The following is an 11,848-nucleotide window of genomic DNA, read 5'->3' as shown; positions in this document are numbered from 1 at the left end:
GCATCTCAATGCTGGTCTTTAATTTTTAATCTTTAATTTTTAATCTTCATTGAAACCACTTCCTGACACTTTAATCCCCAAACAGCCGCCGACTGCGCTTGCGCCGATGCAGGACGTGACGACGCGCGCGTTCATGGCGATCGTCAATAAATTTGGACCGCCGGATTATTTCTTTACCGAGTATTTTCGCGTGCACGAACACTCGCGGCCGGAGACGCACATTCTCGACTCCATTGACAACAACCCGAGCGAGCGGCCCGTCTTTGCGCAGCTCATCGGGGAGGACATCGAGCACATGCAGCGCACCGTGCGCCTGCTGCTCGAACACCCCATCGCCGGGATCGACCTGAACATGGGCTGCCCGGCACCCAAGGTTTACAAAAAAAACGTCGGCGGCGGCCTGATGCGCGATCCGCACAAGGTCGACCAGCTACTCGGCGCGCTGCGCGAAGTTTGCCCGGGCCGGTTCACGGTCAAGATGCGCATCGGATTTGCCGACATGGAGCACTACGAGGAAATCCTCGGGCTGATCAACAAGCACGATGTCGACCTGCTCAGCGTTCACGGGCGCACGGTTAAGGGCATGTATCGCAGCCAAGTCGACTACGACGCGATTAAGCTGGCGGTGGACTCCGTCGCCTGCCCGGTCATGGCCAACGGCGATGTGTCATCCGTCGACAAAGGCCACTGGGTGCTGCAGCACACCGGCGCGCGCGGCCTGATGATCGGTCGACACGCGATCCGCAATCCTTGGATTTTCCGCCAACTGCGCGAAAGCTTTGCATCGCAAAGTGTTTTTCAGCCGACCTTGGGTGACGTCCGCGAATACGTGGACCTGCTCTGGGAGGAAACGCGCAAGAGCCGCCACGACGACAACCGCCACGTGGCCTACATGAAGAAGTTCCTGAACTTTGTCGGGCAAAGTGTCGACCCCGAGGGAGCGTTCCTGCGGACCGTTCGCCGCGCACGCACACCGGAGGATTACTTCCGCATTTGCGACGAACACCTCGTGGACGACGGGCGCGACAAGCTGCCCTTTTCCCCCGAGCCCTACCCCGGCCTAATCGCCCGCCCGAGCCGCGAAGGCCCCACCGGACCGTCCGCCAGCCAGGTCGGTGAGCTGGAAGAGTGTAACTTGGACAACGCGCTATAAGCTGGACTTCACGTGATGGCCGACAAGAAACGTACCATGCTATCGCAACTCATGAGTGGCGTCGCCATTGGGCTAGTCGTCGGATATCTCGGGCTGGCGCTGTTTGCAGTGTTCTTCTCCAACGGGATGATTTTTCCTGCGCCGGAGCCAAGCTACACCGATTCCGAAAAACTGGTCCGCATGAAGATCAGCAACGACCGAGAGATCGTTGCTGTCGATCTGGAAAACCCGGGCGCGGAATACACCATCCTATACAGCCATGGCAACGGCGAGGACCTTGGCATGATCCGGCCGTTTTTAGACGATTTGCGTAATCACGGTTTCGCCGTGTTCGCCTACGACTACCCCGGCTACGGGCTGAGCACCGGGAGCCCCTCCGAGCAAGGCGCGCACGAGGCGGCCGCGATGGCCTATCGCTACCTCGTTTCGATCAAGCAAGTCGACCCGAGCAAGATCATCCTCTTTGGGCGTTCGCTGGGCAGCGGGCCGAGCTGGAAGCTCGCGGCGACACAACCCGTTGCGGGAATGATCATCGATGGCGGATTCGCGAGCACCTTTCGCTGCGTGACAAAATACAAGCTGCTGCCGTGGGACGTCTTTGACAACCTCGCGCTCGTTGGCGCAGTCGACTGCCCCGTGCTGCTCATGCACGGCAAGCAGGACCGCACCGTGCCCTTCCACCATGCGCAATTGCTGAACCAAGCCTACCAAGGGCCAATCTCGACGCTGTTTATCGACGAAGCCGGGCACAACAATTTGGTTGAGTCTGCCGGTCCGGCCTATTGGGATGCCATCGACACTTTCACTCAATCACTTGCCCAACCCAAATGAGTAAAACCGCACTGGTCATCCTGCACGAAGGCTTCGAAGAAATGGAAGCCATTGCCCCCATCGACATCCTCCGCCGGGGCGAGGTCTCCGTGACCGTCGCTTCGCTGACCAAGGAAACGTTGGTCGTGGGCCGCAACCAGATCAAGGTCGACGCCGATGTGGACTTCGACCAAGCCATGCTGCATGAATACGACGTCATCGTGCTGCCAGGCGGCCCGGGGGTGTATAAAACGCTCCGCAGTGACATGCGCGTGCGTAAGCTGATCCAGCGTCAAATCGAGGTCGGTCGGCGCGTTGCAGCCATTTGCGCGGCCCCGCTCACGTTGCTCGACGCTGGTTTACTCGAAAATGTCCAATACACCAGCCACTTCTCCTCGACCGAAGAGCTCCCCGAGCGTGAGGCTGGCAAAAGCGTGGTTAGCGACGGACTCATCACCACTTCACAGGGGGCCGGCACGGCAACGGCGTTTGCACTCACCGTGCTGTCGCAACTAACCGATGAGCAAACCGCGCAGGAAGTCGCGTCCTCCATCTGCCTGAGTGCGCCACAGTAAGCGCCGACATCTTTATTCGTTGTGTGGGAAGAAGAATATCCTCTACCGGGTTACCAAACCCAGACTGAGCGCTATGTAGCGGCGCAAATCATTGGCCTCGGCTTGTTGTCCAGCTGGTTATTCGCGGGAGACTTTGTCGGCGGGCCGGCAATCTGCGCATCGGTGGCCGCAATTTCGGTATTTTTCTACTTCATCTACAGCAAGGAAGGCGCAGTCTCCACGCGAGCCAATCGCCGGTATTTCCGCCGCTGGCTGATGCCGCCCATTGCGTTGATCGGTATCTGGATCGCCGGGCAGTTTGCCCCTGCCGTCCAGGAGATTTCCATCGGCGACCGCATCCTCTATGCTTTCGAAGATCCGGCGAGCGGCGGCCCGGTGAGCGGCATTCCGCGGGAGAGCTGGATGAACATTCTCTACCCGGTTTGTGTGATGATCAGCATGGTCGGGCTGATCGCATTTACGCTCAGCCAGCACGCGATCGCCGTCATGCTCCGGTATCTGACGCGCAGTGTGCTGATCCTCGCGGGCATTGGATTAGTCGGCGTGATTTTCCGCTGGAAAAAGATCCTGACTTTCCTGACGCCCGCTCAGCCGGATTACTTTTCACTGTTTCCCTCGGGTGATCAATGGGCGGCCTTTGCGCTGTTCTGGATGATCGTTTCGTTCGGCGTTTTCTTCCACTTGGGCAAGCGCGCCAGCCTGTTCTCGCAACGTGGATTCTGGCTGAGTCTCGGTTGGATAATCCTGGCGGCGTCCATCTATTGGGCGGGTTCGGCAGTGCACCACTTCCTGCTGGGCGTAGGCCTTGGGCTGCTCATGGTCAGCTCGGGTGTCGCCTATGTGATTAAGAAAAAGGCCGCTGCCATGATGCTGGGCCTCGCACTGGCCGTGATCGGGCTGGGTCTAGCCGGTGGCAGTTTCTACTATTTTGCCAATGAGTTTTTCCTGGCCCAAAGTGATCCCACCCGCGCTCCGTTTGGCATCCCGTGGGAAACGCAACTAGCCCTGTGGCGCGACGCCTGGACGCTCTTTGAGCAACGCCCGGCCTTTGGCTGGGGTGCTGGCAGCTTCACCGACGTGTTCCCCTTCCATCAACAGGTAGACCTCGGACGTGGTTTCTACGCCACCCCGCATTCCGATTTCCTGGTCGCACTCGTCGAATACGGTCTCGTCGGCATGGCGCTGTGGCTCGTATTCCCGCTCTCGCTGATGATCGGCTTTGCCCGGATGAAAAGTCATCGCCGCCTGAGCCACTACCTTTGGGGTGCTGCGACGTTGCTCGCGATCCTGTCGCTGGTCAGCCAACCACTGACCTCGCCCGCTAATTTCGTCAGCCTTTGGTTCGGCATTGCAGTGGCTTTCAAGTGGTCGCAAGCCGCCGCCCAAGCCGTGCCGACAACCCCCGTTGCACGCGTATCGGTTTTCCCGATGCCGCAGAAAGCAACCGAGGGCACCGAAGGCGAGGAAGGTGCCCCTGCCGAGCCCCAACGCCGACGCTCGTCATCGCGCCGGCGATCCTCCAAGCGCCGCAGCCGCCACTAGAGTTTTACGGACACCTCGTGCCCGCTGTGTTCCTTGTCTCCGCCGGGCGTCAGCAAAGGCGTGGAAATGTAGCCATTGGCCGGGTTGCGCACGTGCTCCAGATAGGTCGCCGCGCCTTCCTGATCGGTGTTGTCGGAAACAATGAGACAGCCGGGACGCATCTTTGGCTCCAGCAGCTTGACGATGTCCACATACATGCCCTTATCGCCGTCGAGGAATAACAGATCCACCGGACCGGGCAAGGGATTGAGCAGTGTTTGCATGGCGTCGCCGACCCGGAAATCGATCAAGTCGACGAGAGCAGCATCCGTTAGGTTTTGACGAGCAACGTCGGCCTTCTCGGCAATGAACTCTGTGGTAATCACCTGCCCTGCGCCGTTGTCACGCACCGCCGCGGCGAGGTAGATCGTCGAAATCCCAAAGGACGTGCCGAACTCCACGACGGTCTTCGCGCCGGAACTGCGGATCAGCGAATAGAGCAAATTGCCGAAAGGCACATCGATCGGCATGTATTGGTCTTTCATCAGCGTGAACCGCTCCAGTGGCGTCATTGCGCCATCGGACTTCGCAGGGCGTTGAGCGGGTTGCAAGTTTGCGCGTTTCGCATCGGCGTCGGCGTATAGTTTCGCCAAAATATCAGAGGCGGGGGATCCAGTAAGGGTGCACTTCATCGTCGTTGTGTTAGGTTGATGATATTTGAAATGGTATTTCGCAGTTTACTTATGCCACGGAATTGAATTTAGTTGACTTAGTTAACCAATGAAACGGCACAAAGTTGACAAAATCAACAATAATTCCGAGGAAATTTCGGAAGAGGTTTTCGAGTCGATCCATAAGCTGATGCACCTGATCCGCTCGGAGCAGTATCGGGTGCTACGCGACAGCCCGTACAAACTTACCCACATGGAGGGCAAGATGCTGGGCTACTTCTACCATCATGCCGGGGCCAGTCTGCGTGATCTCGTTGCCCATACCGGGCGCGACAAAGGTCAGCTGGCCCGCACCATCAAGACGCTCAAAGAGCAAGGCCTTCTCCAAGCCGAAGCCGACCCGGACGACCGTCGCAGCCAGCTTCTCTCGCTCACCGACGAAGGTCGTCGGATCCATGAATCCCTCATCGGGCGGTTACAACGCCTAACAAAAATCGCTGTGCACGACATGAGCCAGGCCGACTGCGAGCACCTGCTGGCGCTGCTGGGCAAGGTGCGTGATAACTTGGAGAACGGCGAGGCCTAGCCGGAGAGCAGATATTCAGAGCGAAACGACGTAAGGCCAACTCTTCGAAAAACTCAAATAGCAACTTGTCGGCAACGTGCCGCTGCATCCAGAGATTTGAGGGTTGCCCAAATGTGTGTGGTTAATACCGGTAACTGCATGCTCACGAAGAAAAGACTGCTCTCGATTCTCACCATTTTCACGTGCATCCTGTCCACAGGCTGCAAAAACGGCGAACAAGACTTGGAGGCAGCACTTGATGTCGCCGACATCGCAGCTGGAGTAAGCGACGATGACCCTTCAGGCAGCTTTAGCGCTGGCATGGCCACAGACGACTTGGCAGACATGGCCGAGGAAGACGATGATAGCTCGGACGACGACGCTACTGAGGAAAAAGCAGACACTTCAGACGCTTCTCAAAAAGCTCACCAACCAACATTGCCCCCCGCTCAAATGCGCTAAAAAACCGCGCACCCATCTGGATGCGCGGTTTTGAAAAATTTGCCCCTTCGCTCATTGCCGCAATGCGGCAATCGCGATGCGTCAGCATCGAGGGTCCTAGGGCTGCGCCCTAGTCTTCGAGCTTGGTGACGGCGATGTGGAGGTCGCGGAGCTGCTTGTCGGTTGCCGGTCCGGGGGCCATGGTCATCAGGTCCTGACCACGCTGGGTCTTCGGGAACGCAATGACTTCGCGGATGGACTTGGCGTTGCCGAGGATCGCGGCCAGACGGTCAAGGCCGAGCGCGATGCCACCGTGAGGCGGGGCGCCGAATTTGAAGGCCTTGATCATGTAGCCGAAGCGCGACTCGATCACTTCCTGCGGCATTTGGAGCACGTTCTTGAAGACGCGGTCCTGCAGCTCGGGCTGGTGAATACGGATCGAGCCACCACCGATTTCCGAGCCGTTGAGCACGACGTCGTAGGCTTGCGAGCGGCAGTTTTTGGTGTCCGTGTCCAGCTTGTCGATGTCTTCCGGGTGCGGAGCCGTGAACGGGTGGTGCGCGGCGACATAGCGGCCTGCCTCTTCGTCAAAGAGCATGAGCGGGAAGTCCACGACCCAAAGGAAGTTGTATTGGCTTTCCGAGATCTCGAGCTTGCCGCGCTTCTTGAGGAGCTGGGCGGACTCGAGGCGGATGCGGCCGAGGATCGAGCAAGCCTGCTCCCACTTCGAGGCGGCGAACAGAATCAGGTCGCCGTCTTCGATGCTGAGCTTGGTCTTGAGCGCGTTGAGCTCGTCTTCGCTGAAGAACTTGATGATCGGCGAGCGCCATTCCTTGACGTCGTCGCCACGGACGACGATGTAGGCCAGGCCCTTGGCACCGAGGCTCTTGGCCACGTCTTCCATCGCCTTGACTTCGCCCTGGGAAATGTCGCCGAGGCCCTTGGCGTTGATCGCCTTGACCACGCCGCCGCCCTTGATGACGGAGGAGAACACCTTAAAGCCGGTGTCCTTGAGGTCTTCAGAGAGGTCGACGAGCTCCATGTCGAAACGGGTGTCGGGCTTGTCGACGCCGTAGCGGTTCATCGCGTCAACGTAGGTCAGGCGCGGGAACGGCGTGGGCACATCGACGTCGAGCACGTCCTTCCACATCTTCTGGAGCATGCCTTCGATCAGCGCATACATATCTTCGCGCTCGATGAAGCTCATCTCGATATCGATCTGAGTAAACTCGGGCTGACGGTCGGCGCGAAGGTCTTCGTCGCGGAAGCAACGGGCGATCTGATAGTAGCGCTCCATACCGGCCACCATCAGCATCTGCTTGTATTGCTGCGGGCTCTGGGACAGCGCGTAGAAGTCGCCCGGGTTCAGGCGGCTCGGCACGAGGAACTCGCGCGCGCCTTCCGGAGTCGACTTAAACATGGCCGGCGTCTCGATTTCGAGAAACTCGTTGTCGGCCAGGTAGTCGCGGCAGGACTTGGTCGCCTTGGAGCGGATGGTCATCATCTCGCGCATCTTTGGGCGGCGCAGGTCGAGGTAGCGGTACTGCAGGCGGAGGTCTTCATTGACCTTCTCAGCCTTGGCGTCTTCCAGCGGGAAGGGCAGCGTCTCACACATGTTGTGGACGATGACTTCGCGCGCGGAGACTTCGATCTCGCCGGTCGGCAAATTCTTATTAACGGTCGACGGCTCGCGCAGTTTGACGATACCCGTGACCTGAATGACGGACTCGTCCTTGAGACGGCCGGCGATTTCATGGATTTCCGGGTAATCGGGGTGGAACACAATCTGGGTCAACCCGGCGCGGTCGCGCAGGTCAACGAAGAGAACGCCGCCGTGGTCGCGAACCGACTCAACCCACCCAATCAGGGTGACTGACTCGTCCGCGTTGGCTTGGTTCAACTGGCTGCATGTATGGGTCCGTTTCATGGGAAAAGCCCGCTAAGTAGGCAGAGACCGCCGCCCATTGCAAACAGATTCCGGCCCGAGGGAACGAACGGGCAAAAAACGTCGCATGTCATTTGCATTTCCCTGTCTGCAGTTCATCCTGCCCATATATGCGCGCTAAAAGTATTTTTCTGTCACTTTTTCTCAGCTCCCTGGCGGTGCAATCCTGGGCCCAAAGCCCAACCGGCGGCACGACCTTTCTGGACATCATTTCGCCGCAACAAGAGCTCGGCTTCACGCTGAGCCAGAACTACGAGCACGCCTTTTCGACCGACCTGAAAAACGGCTTCAATGGCGATGTCTCGAGCGACAGCTTTACGACCGGCCTCGAATACGCCAACAACTGGCGCACGGGTTTCGTCCGCGCGGGCTTTGGTTACAACTACACCGACTGGGACTGGAGCGGCCCCAACTACATCACCAACACCCAAAAACTTTCCCTCCAGGCGATCAGCGGGCAGCGCTTTGACGGCACAGACTGGGGTGTTTTCGGGCTGCTCGGCGGCTCACTCGGTGCGGAAACCAGTGGGGCCAGCCTGGGCGACGGCTACTCCTACCGGTTTGGCTTCGGCGGCACGTATTACTGGGGCAAGCGCAATTCCGTCAGCCTCGGCGTGATGGTGATCGGGCAAACCGAATACGACCTCAAGGTCCTTCCCTTGCCCATCCTCAACTGGCAGATCACCGACCAGCTGAACCTGCGCACTTTCAATGGCTTCACCCTGACCTACGACGTCTTTGGCGACAATCAGACCAACGTCGACTTCACCACCCAATACGAGAGCGACACCTTCCGTTTGAAGAACCAAACCATCCAGCCCGGCCTGACTGGCGATCCGATTGTCGATAAGGATTCCGTGGTCGTCTCGGTCGGTGTGACCCAGCGCTTCCTGAAGTCGCTCTATGTTCGCGGCTACGTCGAGGGCATTGTTTACCGCGAGTTCGACTTCCGCTACAGCCGCAACAATTACCGCACGATCAAGACCGATCCCGGCGTCGCCATCGGCCTGCAGGGCGGCTGGAATTTTTAGACGCAAACCGGCGTTGCCAACCATCCCGTTTTAGCCTGCCTTGTTGGCGATGACCAAGACCGAGCGCGCAGCCTACGTGGATCAACGCCTTGAGGAGCTCTACCCCGAGACGCCGATCCCCCTCGATCACAAAGACCCCTATACCCTGCTCGTGGCGGTGCTGCTCTCGGCACAGTGCACGGATAAACGCGTCAACCTGACCACCCCTGCCCTCTGGGCGCTCGCCGACAACCCCGCCGACATGTGTCGCCAAAGCGTAGACGCGATCAATGCCATTGTCCGCCCCTGCGGTCTGGCCCCACGCAAGGCCAAGGCGATTCACGGCCTGTCGGAGATTTTAATGGCGCAACACGGCGGACAAGTCCCGGCCGATATCGATGCGCTGGAGGCGCTGCCCGGCGTCGGCCACAAGACGGCGCAAGTCGTGATGGCACAAGCCTTTGGTGTGCCGAGCTTTCCGGTCGATACGCATATCCATCGCCTGGCCCAGCGCTGGGGTCTGACGACCGGCAAGAGCGTCGCCCAAACGGAAAAGGACCTGAAGCGCATCTTCCCCGTCGAGCGCTGGAATAAACTGCACCTACAGATCATCTACTATGGGCGGGAGCACTGTACCGCGCGCGGCTGCGATGGAACCATCTGCCCGATTTGCACGACGCTCTACCCGGAACGCAAGCGTCCCAAGGCCACGCACAAAGCGTAAACATTTGGTAAAGTCGTAACCATAGGCTGGCAGCAGGGTTAGGTTCTGGGAATCTGCGCCGATCACCCTCAGTGCAAAGAATTGCCATTTTTCGCGAAATTTGCATGCTAAGAACCGTGAAATCTCCCCTCACCGCCAGTGTCGTTGCCTTGGTGCTTGCTGCCTCGGCAGCCCGTGCGGACATGATTATTGATGGCTTTACCAACGCCACCAATGATCGCTTTACGAACGACGCCAGCTTCATCGCGGGAGCCTACAACCTCTCTGCGATCGGCAAAAGTGGCAATCGCTGGGGCACGCTAATCAGCAGTAATGTGATTATCAGCGCGAACCACTTTCACCCGACAGTTGGCAGCAGCATTACTTTTTACGCGACCAATGATCCTGGCGGCGCGACCGCTTCGCGCACCATCGTGGCCGAAGAGCGCTTGGGCAACACTGACCTGTGGATCGGCATCCTGAATGAGCCCCTGCCCGGCACCTACCAGCCGTTAGCGTTTACCGACGTCACGCTGAGCAGCTCACTCCAGTTCAACCAATCAGATTTCGCTGATGCGGAGATTTTCATGGTGGGCAAGTCGCCGACGTCTCCCAACGTAGCGCTGGATACCGGTCTGGGCAAAAACCGTATGTCGTCGTTTCAGAGCAGCATCACCGTCAGCGGAGCGACGGGGCCCACGATTATCGCGCTTGAGGATATCGCCACCGATTCGGACTACGTTAGCTACGAAGCATACCTGCAAGATCAGGATTCCGGTGCCCCCATGCTCATGGACATCGAAGGCGAGCTAACCATCATCGGCATGAACTGGTTTATCGGCTCGACCGACATTGACCCCAGCCCCATCAGCGAAGACAGGCGCAACCTCACCGGTTTCTCCTATGTCGGCAACTACGGCTCGGACATTCAGGCCATCATCACTGCCTATAGCGGCGTTAATGTCCCCAGCGGATATGGCAGCTGGGCCAGCGCAAAATTCGGCTCCAGCGACCTAACCCAATTCCCGCCCAACGAAGACGCCGATAACGACGGCCTCAGCAATTACGAGGAATACGCGCTCAACTTCGACCCATTGCTCAGCGATCAGCACACCGCGGGCACCTATGCCGTCGTCAATGACGCAGGCGACGATTTTGGCGAGCTCACCATCATCCTGCAAGAGTCCGACAACGACCTGAACTACACCGTCGAAACCGGCAGCGACCTTATTGGCTGGGACTCAACCAGCGTCACCTACACCGGCAGTTGGTCGACGGGCAATGCATCCGTCGCCGCGTTGCAATCTTCCACGGACAACGGCGATGGCACGTGGACCCTTACCCTGCGCGACCCAACGATCATTACCCCCGGCAATCCGCGATTCATGCGCGTGGGCTTCGACGACAATTAAAGCCGCACACACGGGCAGGATGCCTTCGCGTGCTATGTCGCTTCGCGCCACTCACCTTCGAGCATCACCACGGTCGGCGTTTCCGGCGTGCCGCGCTCGTTGCGATGCAACTGCGCCAAGACCAAGTCCACGCCGGCTCCAGCAATTTTATCATAGCAGGTGCAAATGCCGGGCGCGAGGCTGTCCTCATCCCAATGCAGCGTGTAGGTGCGCTCGACGTTCGGGAAAGCTTTTTGCCGCCAGGCAACGAAATCCTGGTTCACCCGGAGCGTCGTCAGGATCGCATCCGGCTGCTCAAGCACTGTTCCCTCATCGAGTTGAGTCTTAAGCGGGCCATCGCAATACAGAATGGACTTCTCTGCCAACGCGGGCGTCGGGTGCAATTTGCTAAAACCCGCCGTGAGCAGAAAATGCAAGCGCTCATCCATGCCGCGGTTGACCACAAAGAGCGGTCGTCGCACGCCGTCTTCACTCATGCGATTCATGCAGCGCCACAGGCTTCGATAATAGTCATGACCGGCGCGATGTAGCGCGGGCTCCCACTCCGCCATGCCCACAATCGCACAGGCAAAGCGCGACCAATCCCAATCCAGCGACATCTTATGCCGCTCCACTTCCGGCGCAAAGAGCACCCCGGAAATCCCGCGTGTATGCAGAATTTTCTGCAGGCGCTTGGGCGACATCTTATTTGGCGTCAGCCAAAAGGACTCCAGCGAGCAACCAAGCTGCTCAGCCCGTTGCAGCGCCCCGCGATAAACCAACTGGCTAAAGTCCGCCTTCGACGCCTGCTCCGAGCAGCACCACACCCAAGCGATGACTTCCTTGGCCCGGGGGCTCTGGCTCCGGCGAATCTGCGCCATCAGTGAAGCCAGCCGCGGGTCGGGCTTATAGCCAAGCTCATCGGCCAGTTCCCGCACACGCTTGCGCGTCTTCTCCGATACCGACGGATGATCGCGCAAGGCATAGGACACCGCGCCGATGCTCAGCCCCGACGCCGCTGCCAAATCACGTATCGTGTGCGCTTTTTCCTTGGCCATAAAAG

12 protein-coding genes are annotated in these 11,848 nt (G+C 58.8%); 9 read left to right on the top strand and 3 right to left on the bottom strand.

Annotated elements, in window-relative coordinates:
• Positions 1–49 precede the first annotated feature (49 nt).
• The 4 genes from O3S85_RS16090 to O3S85_RS16075 are packed head-to-tail and all read left to right on the top strand — an operon-like array spanning position 50 to position 4,080.
• Complete coding sequence (locus O3S85_RS16090; protein ID WP_269541728.1) at positions 50–1,153, top strand: tRNA dihydrouridine synthase; 1,104 nt, start codon at positions 50–52, stop codon at positions 1,151–1,153.
• Between the two features lie 36 nt (positions 1,154–1,189).
• Positions 1,190–1,984 (top strand): alpha/beta hydrolase, encoded by a 795-nt coding sequence (locus O3S85_RS16085; protein ID WP_269541727.1) that lies wholly within the window; start codon positions 1,190–1,192, stop codon positions 1,982–1,984.
• Positions 1,981–2,538 (top strand): DJ-1 family glyoxalase III, encoded by a 558-nt coding sequence (locus O3S85_RS16080; RefSeq protein WP_269541726.1) that lies wholly within the window; start codon positions 1,981–1,983, stop codon positions 2,536–2,538. Before O3S85_RS16085 ends, O3S85_RS16080 begins: the two co-directional genes overlap by 4 nt.
• Positions 2,539–2,559: 21 nt before the next feature.
• On the top strand, positions 2,560–4,080 hold the full coding sequence (locus O3S85_RS16075) for an O-antigen ligase family protein (protein ID WP_269541725.1): 1,521 nt from the start codon (positions 2,560–2,562) through the stop codon (positions 4,078–4,080).
• On the opposite strand, the gene O3S85_RS16070 is transcribed toward O3S85_RS16075, so the two are convergent.
• Positions 4,077–4,751: an O-methyltransferase gene (locus O3S85_RS16070; RefSeq protein ID WP_269541723.1), complete on the bottom strand. Its 675-nt coding sequence runs from the start codon at positions 4,749–4,751 to the stop codon at positions 4,077–4,079. The two genes, O3S85_RS16075 and O3S85_RS16070, sit on opposite strands and share 4 nt — an antisense overlap.
• A gap of 88 nt (positions 4,752–4,839) precedes the next feature.
• Between O3S85_RS16070 and O3S85_RS16065 the strand changes: the two genes are divergently transcribed.
• Both O3S85_RS16065 and O3S85_RS16060 read left to right on the top strand, forming a co-directional pair.
• A complete protein-coding gene (locus tag O3S85_RS16065; RefSeq protein ID WP_269541722.1) occupies positions 4,840–5,316 on the top strand; it encodes a MarR family winged helix-turn-helix transcriptional regulator in 477 nt (158 codons plus the stop codon).
• Between the two features lie 138 nt (positions 5,317–5,454).
• Positions 5,455–5,757: a hypothetical protein gene (locus tag O3S85_RS16060; RefSeq protein WP_269541721.1), complete on the top strand. Its 303-nt coding sequence runs from the start codon at positions 5,455–5,457 to the stop codon at positions 5,755–5,757.
• Positions 5,758–5,866: 109 nt separating this feature from the next.
• On the opposite strand, the gene aspS is transcribed toward O3S85_RS16060, so the two are convergent.
• Positions 5,867–7,663: an aspartate--tRNA ligase gene (gene aspS, locus O3S85_RS16055; RefSeq protein WP_269541720.1), complete on the bottom strand. Its 1,797-nt coding sequence runs from the start codon at positions 7,661–7,663 to the stop codon at positions 5,867–5,869.
• 128 nt (positions 7,664–7,791) lie between these two features.
• Here aspS and O3S85_RS16050 point away from each other — a divergent pair, with 128 nt between their 5' ends.
• From O3S85_RS16050 to O3S85_RS16040, 3 genes are all read left to right on the top strand, one after another.
• The gene (locus O3S85_RS16050) at positions 7,792–8,712 is read left to right on the top strand and encodes a hypothetical protein (RefSeq protein WP_269541719.1); all 921 of its coding nucleotides are present in this window, start codon (positions 7,792–7,794) and stop codon (positions 8,710–8,712) included.
• A 49-nt stretch (positions 8,713–8,761) separates the two neighbouring features.
• Positions 8,762–9,415 (top strand): endonuclease III domain-containing protein, encoded by a 654-nt coding sequence (locus O3S85_RS16045; RefSeq protein ID WP_269541718.1) that lies wholly within the window; start codon positions 8,762–8,764, stop codon positions 9,413–9,415.
• 116 nt (positions 9,416–9,531) lie between these two features.
• Positions 9,532–10,806, top strand: a complete 1,275-nt coding sequence (locus O3S85_RS16040; RefSeq protein ID WP_269541716.1) for a hypothetical protein — start codon at positions 9,532–9,534, stop codon at positions 10,804–10,806.
• Between the two features lie 32 nt (positions 10,807–10,838).
• Here O3S85_RS16040 and O3S85_RS16035 read toward each other — a convergent pair whose 3' ends face one another.
• A complete protein-coding gene (locus O3S85_RS16035) occupies positions 10,839–11,843 on the bottom strand; it encodes a LacI family DNA-binding transcriptional regulator (RefSeq protein WP_269541715.1) in 1,005 nt (334 codons plus the stop codon).
• Between the last annotated feature and the right edge of the window lie 5 nt (positions 11,844–11,848).

Origin of the sequence: Cerasicoccus sp. TK19100 (assembly GCF_027257155.1) — a bacterium.
Classification (GTDB): Bacteria; Verrucomicrobiota; Verrucomicrobiia; order Opitutales; family Cerasicoccaceae; genus Cerasicoccus; species Cerasicoccus fimbriatus.
This window is presented reverse-complemented; position numbering and strand designations above follow the sequence as displayed.